11 protein-coding genes are annotated in these 15,048 nt (G+C 37.7%); 1 reads left to right on the plus strand and 10 read right to left on the minus strand.

Features of this window, described 5'->3' with window-relative positions; all coding sequences use genetic code 11:
* Positions 1-93 precede the first annotated feature (93 nt).
* The 6 genes from ACG72T_RS05030 to ACG72T_RS05055 all read right to left on the minus strand — a co-directional run bounded on the left by ACG72T_RS05030 (position 94) and on the right by ACG72T_RS05055 (position 6,927).
* Positions 94-2,160 carry an LTA synthase family protein gene (locus ACG72T_RS05030; protein WP_395265049.1) on the minus strand — a complete coding sequence of 689 codons (2,067 nt, stop codon included), beginning with the start codon at positions 2,158-2,160 and terminating at the stop codon, positions 94-96.
* A complete protein-coding gene (locus ACG72T_RS05035; RefSeq protein WP_395265050.1) occupies positions 2,160-3,203 on the minus strand; it encodes a YbhN family protein in 1,044 nt (347 codons plus the stop codon). Before ACG72T_RS05035 ends, ACG72T_RS05030 begins: the two co-directional genes overlap by 1 nt.
* A complete protein-coding gene (locus ACG72T_RS05040) occupies positions 3,203-4,237 on the minus strand; it encodes a glycosyltransferase family 4 protein (RefSeq protein ID WP_395265051.1) in 1,035 nt (344 codons plus the stop codon). Before ACG72T_RS05040 ends, ACG72T_RS05035 begins: the two co-directional genes overlap by 1 nt.
* Positions 4,230-5,429 carry a glycosyltransferase family 4 protein gene (locus ACG72T_RS05045; RefSeq protein ID WP_395265052.1) on the minus strand — a complete coding sequence of 400 codons (1,200 nt, stop codon included), beginning with the start codon at positions 5,427-5,429 and terminating at the stop codon, positions 4,230-4,232. Before ACG72T_RS05045 ends, ACG72T_RS05040 begins: the two co-directional genes overlap by 8 nt.
* Before the next feature lie 228 nt (positions 5,430-5,657).
* Positions 5,658-6,152: a QueT transporter family protein gene (locus tag ACG72T_RS05050; protein ID WP_395265053.1), complete on the minus strand. Its 495-nt coding sequence runs from the start codon at positions 6,150-6,152 to the stop codon at positions 5,658-5,660.
* A 133-nt stretch (positions 6,153-6,285) separates the two neighbouring features.
* Positions 6,286-6,927, minus strand: coding sequence for a deoxynucleoside kinase (locus ACG72T_RS05055; RefSeq protein WP_395265240.1), 642 nt, complete (start codon positions 6,925-6,927; stop codon positions 6,286-6,288).
* A 259-nt stretch (positions 6,928-7,186) separates the two neighbouring features.
* Here ACG72T_RS05055 and ACG72T_RS05060 point away from each other — a divergent pair, with 259 nt between their 5' ends.
* Positions 7,187-9,355, plus strand: a complete 2,169-nt coding sequence (locus ACG72T_RS05060) for a SpaA isopeptide-forming pilin-related protein (protein WP_395265054.1) — start codon at positions 7,187-7,189, stop codon at positions 9,353-9,355.
* A gap of 183 nt (positions 9,356-9,538) precedes the next feature.
* Here the strand turns inward: ACG72T_RS05060 and ACG72T_RS05065 are convergent, their stop codons facing one another.
* From ACG72T_RS05065 to ACG72T_RS05080, 4 genes are all read right to left on the minus strand, one after another.
* Entirely contained in the window at positions 9,539-11,335 is a 1,797-nt protein-coding gene (locus ACG72T_RS05065) for a DUF2207 family protein (protein ID WP_395265055.1), read from the minus strand.
* A gap of 117 nt (positions 11,336-11,452) precedes the next feature.
* Positions 11,453-11,923 carry an SsrA-binding protein SmpB gene (smpB, locus tag ACG72T_RS05070; protein ID WP_395265056.1) on the minus strand — a complete coding sequence of 157 codons (471 nt, stop codon included), beginning with the start codon at positions 11,921-11,923 and terminating at the stop codon, positions 11,453-11,455.
* A gap of 5 nt (positions 11,924-11,928) precedes the next feature.
* Entirely contained in the window at positions 11,929-14,256 is a 2,328-nt protein-coding gene (gene rnr / locus ACG72T_RS05075) for a ribonuclease R (protein ID WP_395265057.1), read from the minus strand.
* Positions 14,257-14,264: 8 nt separating this feature from the next.
* Positions 14,265-15,002, minus strand: a complete 738-nt coding sequence (locus ACG72T_RS05080) for an alpha/beta hydrolase (RefSeq protein WP_395265058.1) — start codon at positions 15,000-15,002, stop codon at positions 14,265-14,267.
* Positions 15,003-15,048 lie beyond the last annotated feature (46 nt).

Raw genomic sequence — 15,048 nt, forward strand, 5'->3', positions numbered from 1 at the left:
CAATCAACAAATTTTTATACCATATTACCCTCTCAAAGCTTTTAAAACAACAAAAAAACACTAGAGGCAAAATCACACCTCTAGTGTCTATAGTTAATTGTCAGAACTTAATTCTGGCGCATCTGTTTGATAGAGATCAACCATTGACTTGTTATCATTTTGTGCCAATAGACTCGTCCCGTTCTTCTTCTGTGCTGCTTTAAGAGCCTTCAGAGCCGTACTCTTCTTATATGAGTAGTCTTTCTTATCAACCGTCGTAAAGCCAGGTAACTTATGGAATCGCAACAGATCCCCATTAATTACTCGATCAGACAGCGACAGTTCCGTAGTTACTCGATTAGATAGTTTAGCTTTTTCGGTCTTAGAAATCTTCTTATCGACCTTACCAGTCTTGGTATTGTAATAAGTTCCACCGACTTTTGTGACGGTTGGCGAAACAAAGTTACCATTTCTAAATGCCACGACTTGCGAATGTTCGCTCGATAGTAAGTCACTACCGAATTGAATCATATTCTTATTACTAATTCCCAAGAGATTCAAGATAGTTGGTAGAACATCAATTTCACCACCATAAGTATGGTTGATTCCACCCTTTAGTCCATCCATATGAATCATGAAAGGAACTCTTTGATACTGTGCGTCGTTAAACTCATTGAAATTCTTAATTCCAGTCAGTTTAGCCATAGCCTTCTTATGGTTATTCGAAATACCATAGTGATCACCATAGAGAACGATCATACTATTCTTATCAAGACCAGTCTCTTTCAACCAGGCCATAAACTCACCGATCGATTGATCCAAGTAATGAGCAGTTTGAACGTATCCGTCGACGGTCTTATCACCAGTATCAGTTTTAGAAATACTTTGGTTTTGTTTATCCAAAGTATATGGATAGTGGTTCGTTACGGTAATCAGCTTAGCATAGAAAGGTTGTGGCAATTGCTCGATATATTGTGCCGAATCTTTCAAGAAGATCTTATCTTTCATACCATAGCCAACGTTATAACTCTTCTTTTCCTTATAGTAATTGGAACTAAAGAAATAATCATAGCCCCATGACTTATAAGCATTATCACGATTCCAGAAACTTGGAACATCCCCGTGGAATGAAGCTGACGTGTAGCCTGCTTCTTGATCCAAAATAGCCGGAGCTGCTTGGAAAGTATTCGTAGTACCGTCAGTAACCATCGCTGATCCTTCTGGTAAACCAAAGAGTGAGTTTTCAAGCATCAACTCAGCATCAGCTGTCTTACCTTGTCCAACTTGATTAAAGAAATTATCAAAACTTAAAGTATCATCTTCATGATAAATCTTGTTCAAGTTAGGAGTTACTTCCTGTCCATCCCACTTATAGTCGATCATGAACTGCTGCAAACTTTCCAAGTGAATGATAAAGACATTCTTGCCTTTTGCGACACCAGTATATTCAACATTAGGTTGAACATAATTGTCTTTCATATATTTCTCGATCGAATTGATATCTGAACTCTTAGCTTGTGACTTAACAGCATTCGTCTGCGTCGTCTTAACCAGATCATAAACATTGAAGACGTTGAGTCCTAAATACTTAACGATATAGTTATTGTCAAAAGTTCTAGTCAATAATTGGGAACGGTCACTTTCAGCTAAAGTTAAGTTAGCACCAAACAATAATACCGCTAAGGAACTGACTAAGACTGGTATTTTCCAGTTTAAGCGTCTGATATCCATCTTAATAACATGGAAAGCCAATAATAATATCAAAATAATAACATCGATAAAGACTAAAAAGTCAGTTGGTTTCACAATACCTAGGATACTCTTACCTAAGTTGTTAGAAACAGAGCCTGATCCTTTGATCAATACCATAGTCAAAAAGTCGGAAAATTCTCGATAATATAAAATATTCGAGAACAACCAGACAGTGTCTAAGAAATCAATGACCAAAAGGAAGATATAAGACTTTCTTCCCTTCATATATAACGCAATCCCAAATAATAGTAGCATTACCGGAATTGGATTAATGATCATCAAGAATGTTTGAATCGAACCTTTAACGCCCAAATTGAATTTGGTTTCATACGCATAAATGGTCTTAATGGTGTATAAAAGTACCGCTAGGACGACAAAACCTAGCCTAGTATTTAAAAAATTGGAAATACCTTTAGTAATACGCTTCATTATTTTCGCTCCATAGATTTATTAGCAATTTGTTGTTCAATTTTTGGTTTTTTTGAAACAGCAATAATCCCTAAGAACATCCCCAAATAATACGTAATAAATCTCCATAAAAACATACCCAAGATTAAGCCTGAGGCTGAAGGAATGAACCCAGCAAAGAGTGTCTTAAAACTGAATTCGGCTCCACCTGATCCACCAGGAATTGGGAAGATTGACACGATCATGACGATCATAATATGCATGACTAAGACGTCAACGACATTAACGTGGTCACAATTCAATGCTAGTAAAACAAAGTAAACTACAAAGTAATACAGAAATAGTTGCAAAATAGTTAATAATGAAGCTTTGAAGACTTTCTTCTTTTCGCGCTTCAATACCAAACTTTCTTGATAGAAACTATCAATATAATTTGTAGCCGACTGTAAGATTCTATCACGCTTTTCCTCTTTAAGGAAAAATAAAATCGGTTTCAAAACAATTTGTACCATTTTTTTTGTAAAGTCATAGTAATACATGATCATTAACAAAAAGGAAATCGTCACAACGTGGATCACCATACCGAAAACAATCAAGGTTGCCAAGCCAGAAAAGTGTTTGGCCACACTGTTGAAACTAACCAGCATAGCGATGATGAAATTGACCAAAACCATAGCTTGGTAAATGACGAATTTCATTAACAGCACTGAACTAGCCCGTCCACCATCGATCTTGGATTGCATTAATCCAACCAATTGGGCAGGTTGTCCGCCAGATGAAAACGGCGTTATTGCGTTAAACAAAGCTTGGATCAAGGGGATTCGATACATTTCCCACCAACCAAACTTACGATCTTCTTTCTTCTTTAATAATGTATGTAAAACTAAAGCTTCCACCCCATACGATAGCAAAATCGATAAGAAAGCCACCGCGAGCCAAAAGTAATTCAAACTCCGAAAAGTTGAAACTAAAGAATTGAAATTGATTTTTCTAGCTTCCCACCAGAAAATTCCAACTCCTAAGCCCAACATTACAAAAAGTGCTGCAATTTGTTTTCTACTCATTATTTATCCCGTTTAGCAATATTATATTGACTCGTGTAAAAATCATACCAGATTTTACTCAAATTTTCTTCCGAATACTGATTTGCGGCTTCTTTAGACTTGAGCTTGAAATCATCTAGTATGCTTCGATCTTGATTGGCCTTATTGATGAAAGCGTTCATATCAGCAAATCCATCAGCTTTTTGATAGTAACCGTCAATGATTGCACGATAAAGTTCCAAATCACGCAACAAAACTGGTGCTCCACAACTGAATGCTTCTAAAACTGACATTGGAAAAAGTTCATCATATGAAGGTAACAAGAATAAATCACAAATATTATAGTAGTTTACTAAATCATTTCTATCAACTATACCTGTGAATTTCATATTACTAGGAGCATTATCGATCATATCCTTGTAACGGTCGTAACCATCGGTGATTTTTCCAAATGAAAAGCCACCGGCCCAGATAAACATAATATCGGGGTTAGTCTGTGCCAGTTTGTAAAAATCATCGACACCCTTACGCTCTTGAACTTGACCGTCGCCGAAAACAACGAATTTATCAGCTGGAATACCCATTTTTTTACGAAAATCAGCTTTCTCTTCGGCAGTCTTCTCGTAGAAATTCTCGGTCGAAACGAAATTAGGAATATATTTGATCTTCTTTCGATCCAATCCGTGAGCGACTAATTTATCGATGAAAGTGGGATTAACCACTACAATTTGATCCATACGTTTGTAAAAGCTGATCACGTATTTGTAGAAAACACTCTTAGCTGGTTCAGGCAATTTGATACTGCCTTCTAAAGTTTCCGGCAAGAAGTGAACGTAACCGATCTTACGACCACGCTTTTTAGAAAAAGTCGATAAATAAAATTGCGGATCGATTGTATGATAATGACTTAGATCACTTGCGTGATAATCATTGATTTTGACATCGAACTCATCACTAAAATGATCCTTCAACAATCCGATCAATTCTTTATAGGCACTGCCGACACCTTGTCCAGCCACTTTATCGGCAGATGAAAACATATTAATTTTAATCATTCGAATACTCCTCTGGATCGATTGATAGGTCTGAAAGCTTTTCCTTGACGAAGTAGTCTTCAGCTCGACTGTAAAAGTCAAGCACTGAGTTCCCAAAACCATCGGACGAAATACCGTACAAGACCTTGTGGCGAGCTTCTCGATCGTCAAAGGAACTTGGATGGTCAAGATAAGTCTTGATTTTTGGTACCAACTGATTGTCTTCATTGAATGTTACACCAACCGACGGATCAGTCAATAATGCATCCGTATAAGGCGCACTACGAACTATGATCTTCGTACCTGAAGCAATTGCTTCGATATAAGTCAACCCTTGCGACTCGGTATCACTCGAGGAGACAAAAATATTAGCCATATGGTAATAAGGTGAGATCTTGTCATGCTCAACTTCACCAGTGAAGATGACATTATCGCTGATTCCTAGATCTTGAGTCATTTGAACTAACTCATCCATATCAGGCCCATCGCCAACGATTACCAACATGATCTTAGGATTATATTTCAATAATGCTGGCATTGACTTCAACATATGGTCGATTTTCTTCTCTAACGCAATTCGGCTCAGCATCAAGATAACGGGAGTGTCCTCTTGAAGACCAAGCTTCTCTCGTAATTCCGACGTGTTAACGGGCTTAGTATACTCTGACAGATCCACCCCAGTAGGTATGATAGAGATTGGAGCTTTAATCTTATAACGATCCATTGTCTCTTTAACTTGCACACTCGGAGCGATAACTCCAGAAGCATTCTTTAAAAAGATCCGGGTCATTTGTTTAACGTGATAAGGCTTGAGCAAATGACCATTCAAAACATAATGCAAATAATCTTCATACATTGTGTGATATGTGTGAACGAAAGGAATTTTTAACTGTTTAGCAACAAATTTTCCAATCATACCAAGTGAGAACTCAGTTTGTGTATGAATAATATCTAGTTTAAGTTCTTTAGCTAAATCGACCGCATGAAACATCCCTCGAATAGCAATCCTTCGATCAGTAAATGAGATAAAAGGCACACTGGCTAAACGAAAAATATTAGGCTCGATCGTATTCTTTGGCACATTGGGATCAGTGGTTGTAAAAATATAAACCGAATGTCCCTTACGCTCTAAGTCGTTTTTCAACGTCTGGATCGATGTAGCTACCCCACTAACTTGAGGGAAGTATGTATCGGTAAAAATTCCGACATTCATAAAAAACACATCTCCTCACAATACTGTGTGAACTATTCATTAAATTAACGAATTTTTAGCAACGATTGAAACTATTAACTATGGCTTGTTCCAAACCAACTTATTTAGTTGACTTTTTGACTTTCAATTCCAAAAATATATCAACAAAAAGGAATTCTATCAATTTTAACCTTTATAAAGTAGATTATAACAAAAAAATGAAGGAACCTCTCCCTTCATCCACTGTTTCTATCTAACTAATCTACTAAAAGCCTTATTTTCCATTAAGAAATAAAAAATTACAGCTCCGAGTGCTACTACAGCTAACTCACCCAAACCGACCGTTACAAAGTTGAGCCAGAAAGGTAATTTCAGCACATAATGTAACTCGGCTCCGACAATTATACCGTTGACCACGGCACAGATAACGGGAACCGTCCACAAGAACTTATTCTTAGCAGGTATTCTAGTAATGATCAAGCAGGCAATAGCTGTCGCTAACGTACCTAGAACTATATCGTACATCCCCAGTTGAGCGCTGAATAGATTGGAAATCAGACAACCGATGATCAACGACCAACTGTATTTATGATTGAAAAATGGCAACAACATCAAAATCTCGGAAACCCGAAACTGAATTGATCCATATGAAAGTGCAGATATCCCCGGAGCAATCGTCACAGCAACATATAACGCTGCAATCAATGCTAATTTGGTAATATCCCTAGTTTTTAAGTTACTCAAAGTAAAACCCTCCACTGTTTTAATTTATAGCAGGTTAACCAGTGCAAACTGCCTTTAATAGATTATCGTACTTTTTTATGACTAGCAAGAATTAAAAAAAGATCAGCCTTAGCCGATCTTTCGTAATTAACGCTTATAAAGTTCCTCTAACACGTAATTGTTCATCAATTAAATCAAGCACTTTTTGACGGTCATCAGCATTTTCAACGAAATCATACTTGTCGCCATCGATCTTCATCTTAGGACTGTAATCATAATCGTCATACCAGCCATCATAACGGCTCAATAGTTGATGATAATATTCTGGTAAAGTGGGATCTTGTTCTGGTTGCTCATATGAACGACCACGTTTTTCGATGCGGTGAATCATCGTATCATAAGAAATGTCTAAATGAACTAACAAGTCTGGAGCTTTCTTTGCGGCAGCATATGGTAGTTCTTGCATCATATTATCAAGCAATTCATCGTAAACTTTTACTTCTTGAGGTGTAGCACGGCCCATATCAGCGTTCATGTGGAAGAACAGTGAATCTTCGTAAATTGAACGATCCAAGACGTTATTATCTTGCACCATAGCTTTCTTAATTGATTCAAAACGTTTGTTCAAGAAGTAAATCTGTAGCAAGAAAGCATACTTCTTAGGGTCCTTATAAAATAGTGGCAAAACAGGATTATCATCTACTTGTTCGTAGAATGCCTCAGTTCCTAAATGTTCTGATAATAATGCTGCCAATGAACTTTTACCGGCTCCGATTGCGCCGCTCAATACGATCATCATTATTCTCCTCCATATATCAATTCGATCTCTATTTGTAAAAAAAACAACATTCATAATAATATCACTTCTTGTCCATATATTGTATAGCTTTCCAAAAATTCACAATATATGGTAGTGTTTTCAAAGCTTAAACAGTTGATAAATCTACACATATAGTTAGAAATAATAAATTATAAAAATATAAATATTTCCCTTTCTTATAAATATTATTCATCATATAATTGGGATGTATCAAATGAAGAAAGGGGAAATTATTATGGGGAAAAGATTTCGCAATCTGCTAGTTACACTCCTTGCGGTCTTTAGTTTCATCGTTTTAATAAGTAGCAGCCAAGCAACTGCAAAGGCTGCAACTAATTATGGTACGAATGATTTACTGAGTGGTATTTCGATTAAGGACAAGAATCACGGTACTGCTAGCGAAGTTAACCTGACCATCGATTGGGATGCAACTGGTAAAGATTTGCAAGCTGGCGACACTTGGACAATCGACTTGCCAACTACTTTGAAGGTTAAGTCACCTGGAGAGAATATTGAACTGATTGATAATGACGGTAATGTGATTGGTAATGCAGTCTTAAATGCAGACAATACTATCACTGTTACTTTCAACGAAAATGTTGAGAATAAGCAAGACTTTACCGGAAGTATCAATATTGCATCCGGTATCGGTGTTGGTAAAGATGCGGTCGTTGGTAAAAACGATGTTCAAATTGGTGACAAGCATGCCAATATGACTGTCACCACTTCTGATAGCGACTTTTCAAAAAAGGGTGTTATCGGAACCGACGAGAATGGTAATGCTATTGTTACTTGGACCATCCTCGCCAACCGTAATAGTCAAGAATTTAAAAACTTAACTATTAGCGACCGCATTGACTCAACTACTTCAGGTCAGACTTATGTGCCTGGAACTGTTAATGTATACGAGGCATATTGGACTGATAAGACTGGTTACTATAAAAAGAAGGGTCCTATCAGTGGTTACCAATTGAACGAAGCAACCAATGGTTTTGAAATCAGTAATTTACCAAAGGACAATCAATTCTATGCGGTAACTTTCCAAACAAGAATTAATGATCCTGAAAATATGGCTGGATTTAAATTCAAAAACCATGCCGACTTTACATGGTCAGACGGTGGATCTGGCAATGGATCTAATAACAATCAAGGCTCGGCTGACGGAAGTGTTACCAGCAATACCAACTCGGGAAGCGGTAACGGTAACGAAATCCTTGGCTCTGTCACATTGACTAAGCAAAGTGCTGATAACGATGCGACTTTATTAGCTGGTGCAGTTTATGATCTTTACAAAGTCGGCAGCGACGAACCAATCAAAACTGGTTTAACAACCGATGAAAATGGTCAATTAACGGTTACAGATTTAGCCAAGGGTAATTATTATTTTAAAGAAGTAACTGCACCTGACGGTTATCAAGTGAATGGCAATGAAGTACCCTTCACGATCACGGGTTCAACTTCAACTACAGTTAATGTAACTGCTAAAGATGAACCCGCTGGAAGTGAAGAAGGTTCAATTGTTATTATGAAGCTGGATGCTGAGACTGGCTATCGCTTATCTGGAGCTGAATTTGAGGTCAAAGATAGTGCTGGCAATGTTGTTGGTAAAATAACGACTGATAGCCTAGGTATTGGTCATCTGTATAACTTACCTATTGGTGACTATACACTCGTAGAAACTAAAGCTCCTGCTGGTTACTTAATTACTCAAAAAGAGATTAATTTTAGCATAACTAAAGACAATCTCACACCAGCCATGATTTCAGTTGAAAATGAAAATGAAACAGGTTTTGATGATACTTATTCAGTCGATCTACAAAAGTTTGACCGTGCTGATATGACGACTGGTGTCCCTGGTGCCGAATACAGTTTATACAAAGAAGATGGTACTTTCATTACTAAAGCTGTCACTGGTAAGGATGGTATCTTGACTATCGACGGCTTAGAACCTGGTAAATATTATTTTCTAGAGACAAAAGCTCCCGATGGTTTTGATTTAAATCCTGAGAAGATTCCATTTGAAATAATTGATGACGGTGACAAAATCGGAGTGGGAACTTTGGAGACCTCTGATCCAAGAACAAAAGGTGAAGGCGGTGGTAACGAAGGTAATACCACCGATCCCGACACTGATGAAAATGATGATAACGAAGGTGAAGGTGAAGGTAACACTACTGATCCTGACACTGATGAAAATGAAGATAACGAAGGTGGCTTAATTGTCAATCCAGAAAATCCTGGTTCTGGCAATAATGGTGGTTCAACCACAGGCCAAAACACAGCTTCTGGTAACAATAATTCTAACAAGTTGCCACAAACAGGCGACCAAATTAACTTGTTTGTCAGCGTCTTAGGATTAATTGTTTTATTAGGAACAGTTATTTTCAAACGTCGTCAAGCATAATCTGGAAATTATCAAATTAATAGTTTGATCTTTAATATTGCAACATAAATGCGGAACAACAGTATAATTTCTTCCGCTTAAGCAAAATAGAGCGGTAACTCAAAATCGAGTTACCGCTCTATTTTTATCAATGCTCGAAAACTAAACCCAATTCCTCCGCTCTCATTTATGTACAATTAAATTTTAAAAGGCTCCACCAGAACCACCACCAAAGCCTCCTGATGATCCACCAGAAAAACCTCCTGAACCACCAGAAACATTGGCTGCACCAGTCGAACCTAGCGCTCCCATAAAGGCGGATTGGAACGGACTACTGTTTGAACCAAAAGCATGGCTAAGTCCGATATAATTTACCAAAGCCACCGATTGATCAATTTGCTCAGGCGAAAAATTGAGTTTCAACGCTTTGATCACTTTATCGGAAATACCAAAGGCTACTGCAAATGGTATGAATTGTTCCCATAAAATAATATCACCCACTTCTGCCATCTTGATATCGTCGATATCTTCAAGCATTCGTTTGAAAGCTCTAATTTGATTGACAGCAACCTCACCCTCATCAGTATAGGGGGTGATTTTTTTATGCATCCACCAATTAATTCCCCAAGCAATTGCTGCAACAATCAATGCAATTAAAGCCGGCATTAGAACTGGCTTATTGAAGAGCATACTTATCACAAACATAATGAAAACAAGGACTGTTGTCGTAAGAGCAGCTAATTGAAAACCTTTAGCAATATCAATATTATGCACATCAAGATATTGTTGGCGATCTTTAGCAGCTTCTTTTGCCCAAGCACTGTAGTGATCTTTAAAACGGCTTTCACCATCATAATCACGGCCCTCTTTTTTTATTTGCTTGAGCGTAACCTTGGTGCCATCACCAATATCATTGATCAAATATTTAAAGAAGTCCTCAGTCGGTGGTACTACGGCAGTTATTTCGTACGTCTTACCGACTTTTTCAATCTTCATTCGGCGCTGACCTACTTCGTTCATTAAATCAGCTGTTAAACCTTGTGCGTCAGCTTCATCCGATCGTTCCAGAATCACTTTGCTAAAACTTGGCAAAAACGCTGGAGCATCAAAACTATGATACAAAGGCGTAGGGATATTATGTTTATTAGCTGGTTCTTTTTTCAACATGATAAACTTATATCCATAAATAATTAGAATGACCAAGAAGCCCAAAACCATCAATGAGCGATAAATAATTTCTTGGTTCTGACGCTTTTGATTCGTCTCTTGTGCCAATTGCTTTTCTTCATTGCGAACCTTACTTTTCATATTTTTAGCCACAATATTTTGATTGGTGCTTGTGACTGAAGTTGGGAAAAGCATTCTAGTTTCAACAAAATTATCATCCAACAATCTTGGAACTGTTATGATTACCCGACCATTTTGACGATCGACATGATTGTATCCTTGTAAGGTTCCGTGACTCCATACTTGAAGTTGAGGAATATTTTTTTGCGGTAAATTGATAGTTACCTTGATATGTTTGACGGTTACTTCCCACGGATTGATAACACGCCAATTCAACACAGCTGTATCATTATAATTTGTCACTAACCCTTTTAAAGTATATTGATAAATAAAAGTAGCCTCGGAAGAAGAAATCTCGTGGTAGACTTTCATCCCTAAATTATTCTTCGTTTTCGTTACTTTAACCGTATTATTTTGGCCGCTGTTAGAGTCTTTGATAGCAAATTTTTGCCCATTCTCTTGAATAAAAACCTTTGGTTGTGAAATACCTTTGATCCTTTTCAAGCTTTGATTGTAGTAGACTCCATGAAAGTCGCCATCAAACTGATAGTTCAGCCGTTGCGTCATCTCAATATCACCATTCTTCTTGACGTTAGCGACAATATCATACTTTTGAATCTGATAATCCCTTGATGCCTGAACTTCACTAGAAGTCGACTGGATAACCAGTCCTAATCCCAGGAGCAACAGCAAGGTAGCCCAAATTTTTTTCATACGAATCCCCCACTATAACAAACTATCCTTATCTTATCATATTGGTTCATTTGAAAAATCAACTTGCTGCTTTATTTGTCACAATTTAGACACAAAAAAAGCGATCATCGCTTGAAATTAGTACGCGTTTTTGATAACACGTCTGATCTCTCGCTCTTGATCGCGCTTTTTAATTGTTTCACGTTTATCGTATTGCTTTTTACCTTCAGCTACGCCTATCAATACTTTAGCAAAACCGTGCTTTAAATACACTTTTAAAGGTACTACCGTAATACCTTTTTCTTGAATACTTGAAGTGATCTTACGAATCTCTTTCTTGTGCAAAAGTAACTTTCGATTACGTAATGGATCGTGATTGAATTGGTTCCCTTGATCGTAAATACTGATATTAACATTTTCCAACCAAAGTTCACCATTTCTAGCTTGGACGAACCCATCTTTAATATTCATTTTACTTGCACGAACCGACTTGATTTCAGTTCCCGTTAAAGAAATTCCCGCCTCATACGTCTCTAAAATATTGTAATCATGACGAGCTTTACGATTATTAGCTACTTCATTCGCAGCTTTTGTATGATGTTTCTTCAAAAGAATCACCGTCTTTCGTATTTACCACGTCTCTTATGGTTATTATTATCTCCATGACCCTTATCATTATTGTGGCGACCATGACCTCCACGTCCACGTCCATGTTGCATCGAACGCTTCTTCTTAAATTCTGCTTCACGTTTGTCAGCTTGTTCTTGCTCTTCTGGTGTCAGAACACGTTCAAAGTCGATTTGACGATGTTCAACATCTGCCCTGATCAATTTAACCTGAATTGGCTGACCAACCTTAAAGGTCTTCCCAGTACCACGTCCGTGCATGGACATACTCTTCTCATCATATTCATAAAAGTCATCTTTCATGTTGGAAATATGAATCAAACCTTCAACCGTATTATCTAATTGAATGAACATTCCAAAACTTGTAACTGAACTAACAACTGCATCGAAAGTATTGCCAACTTGGTCTGCCATATATTCAGTCTTCTTCAAGTCGTCGACTGCACGTTCAGCGTTAATAGAAATTCTTTCACGACTAGACGTGTGTTCAGCGATCTCTTGAAGTTTGTTAGACCACTTAGCTTGTTCATCATCTGTAAAGCCATGTTCAGCATAGCTATGGATCATACGGTGGACTGTTAAATCAGGATAACGTCTGATTGGTGAAGTAAAGTGAGTATAGTACTTAGCTGCTAAACCAAAGTGACCTAGTGGTTCATCAGAATATCTTGCTTGTTGTAAACTTCTTAGTAACATAATTGTCACAACTTGTTCCTCTGGTGTATCAACAACGCTTGATAACACATTTTGGAACATCTTAGGTGTGATTTCTTTCAAATTACCTTTAACTTGAACACCCATAGCAGCTGCAAATTCAAAGAAGTTTTTAACTTTTTCTTCATCAGGCTTTTCATGGACACGATATAAGAATGGCACATGTTTAACATTATAGTGTTCAGCAACTGTTTCATTAGCCGCAAGCATGAATGATTCGATCATTTTTTCAGATGTTCCACGTTCTCTCAGCTTGATATCGATTGGCTTACCATTATCATCAACGATAATCCGGGCTTCAGTTTCCTCAAAGTCGATTGCTCCACGCTCATGACGTTTGTTGAAAAGAATCTCATGTAATTCAGCCATCTGTTTCAACATTGGTACAACTGGCGCATATTCTTCTGATAAGAGATCGTCGCCTTTAAGGATTTCGTTGACGTTGTTGTAAGTCATCCGATACTTAGATCTGATTACACTAGGGTAAATTTCGTGTTTAACGACATCCCCGTTCTTATCGATTTCCATTTCACAAGTCAAAGCCAATCGGTCTTCGCCAGGATTCAAAGAACAAATTCCATTGGACAATCTAAATGGCAACATTGGAATTACTCGGTCAACCAAATAAGTACTTGTCCCACGAGCATAGGCTTCTTCATCTAATGGTGAACCTTCTTTGACATAATGCGTAACATCTGCAATGTCGACTTCCAAATGATAATTTCCATTTGGCAAAATATCTAAGCCGACCGCATCATCAAAGTCCTTTGAATCGTCGCCATCGATAGTGATGACCATATTCTCAGTTAAGTCCTTACGACCAACTCGGTCAGAGTCTAAAACATGGTCAGGAATCTTTTCAGCCTCTTTTAAAACCTCATTTGGAAATTCCGGATTAATGTCATTATCAACGACGATCGACATGATATCGACTCCGGGATCATTTTTATTACCGATAATTTCTAGGGCTGTACCATCCATACTTTGAGGATGTTTAGCATTAGGATATTCATCGATAGAAACTTGTACCATATCTCCAATTTGTGGGTGAAGACCTCTATCAGAAATAAAGACCATGTATGAAGCAATCTTTTTTTCATGGCTTTGAACATAACCGTAGTGGCCTGTCTTCTTCACTTGAACATAACTATAGGCATGGAATTCACCAACAACCTTTGTTAAAGCGCGTTCTTCTATTTCGACGATTTCACCTTCAGGTCCTTTATCGATCCAAGGATTAGATGGTTTGGTGATCTTAACTTTAACGGTATCCCCATCCACGGCAAACATCGTATTTGTTTTAGCAATGAAAGCATCAGGGTCAACTTCGTCATAGCGGACAAAGCCAAAGCCTTTATCATTCCCCTTGAATGTACCTTCAACGACAGTTTCTGGTGAAGCCATCTTGAATTCATCTTTGTTGGTCAAAGTAATCTTACTTTCACCTTCTAAGACTGCAAGCGACTTGACTACTCGTTTAAAAGCAGAAGCTCCATGCATTCTTAAAATATCTTCGATCTGTTCCGATCTGAACCGACGATCAGGGTTACTTCTGAAAACCTCTAATATATCGGCAATTAATTTATTTTCTTTATCTGGCATTTCTATCCTCAATTATTTTCTAAAAAATTTAACACGTCACCCTCAAGTTGATTGTGAGCGCGGTTGATAGTTAAAACATGCCCTGCATCGTATAAATGTAGCTGTGATGTTTTAACGTCCGCCGCAAGTTTTTGGCAAGCAGTCGGATTGACTAATTTATCACTCGTACCTTGACCAATAAAATATGGTCGGTTTATTTCAGCTAGTTGATCTGTAACACCTACGGAAGTTTTTCTTATCTCAGTTAGTTTTGCATCGATTTTGGAAGTCACAGTTCTAATCTTAGAGTCGATTTCAACTTCTGTTAAGTTCTGTTGAACAGCATACACCTTTTTTGCATAAGTCAGAAAGGCCGTCCTAATTCCTTTGAAACCTGAACTATACAGTGGTGATCCAAAGACTCCTCCACCGGCCAATTCTGAAAAATTCTCTAACGCTTTCGTAGCAAAAATTGCCCCTAACGATAAGCCGAACACATAGATCTTGGTCTTGTGCTCAGACTGGAGAAATTGAATAGCTTCTTGGGTCTGTTGCCACCACTTCTCTGGTGAACCATTCTCCAAAATATCTAAAGGTTCTTCAGTTCCATGACCTGCAAACATGGGAGCATAAGACGAGTAGTTGCTTCGCTGCAAAAATCGTCCCAGTAACCGCATATCATTAGGCGTACCTGAAAAAGAATGCAATAACAACACGGCAGTTTCACCGTTATCAAAATAGAATGGCTTAGGTCGTAAAATTTTCATACTATTTTGCTCCTTATAACAAAAAACCTCCTGAGTATACTTTCAG

Origin of the sequence: Companilactobacillus sp. FL22-1 (genome assembly GCF_043951805.1) — a bacterium.
GTDB lineage: Bacteria > Bacillota > Bacilli > Lactobacillales > Lactobacillaceae > Companilactobacillus.

Bases quoted from the DNA above. Each gene is read 5' to 3' on its own strand.
- ACG72T_RS05040 (WP_395265051.1), bottom strand. From the start codon at position 4,237: ATGATTAAAATTAATATGTTTTCATCTGCCGATAAAGTGGCTGGACAA.
- ACG72T_RS05045 (WP_395265052.1), bottom strand. From the start codon at position 5,429: ATGAATGTCGGAATTTTTACCGATACATACTTCCCTCAAGTTAGTGGG.
- ACG72T_RS05055 (WP_395265240.1), bottom strand. From the start codon at position 6,927: ATGATCGTATTGAGCGGCGCAATCGGAGCCGGTAAAAGTTCATTGGCA.
- ACG72T_RS05065 (WP_395265055.1), bottom strand. From the start codon at position 11,335: ATGAAAAAAATTTGGGCTACCTTGCTGTTGCTCCTGGGATTAGGACTG.
- ACG72T_RS05080 (WP_395265058.1), bottom strand. From the start codon at position 15,002: ATGAAAATTTTACGACCTAAGCCATTCTATTTTGATAACGGTGAAACT.
- ACG72T_RS05060 (WP_395265054.1), top strand. From the start codon at position 7,187: ATGGGGAAAAGATTTCGCAATCTGCTAGTTACACTCCTTGCGGTCTTT.
- ACG72T_RS05030 (WP_395265049.1), bottom strand. From the start codon at position 2,160: ATGAAGCGTATTACTAAAGGTATTTCCAATTTTTTAAATACTAGGCTA.
- rnr (WP_395265057.1), bottom strand. From the start codon at position 14,256: ATGCCAGATAAAGAAAATAAATTAATTGCCGATATATTAGAGGTTTTC.
- ACG72T_RS05035 (WP_395265050.1), bottom strand. From the start codon at position 3,203: ATGAGTAGAAAACAAATTGCAGCACTTTTTGTAATGTTGGGCTTAGGA.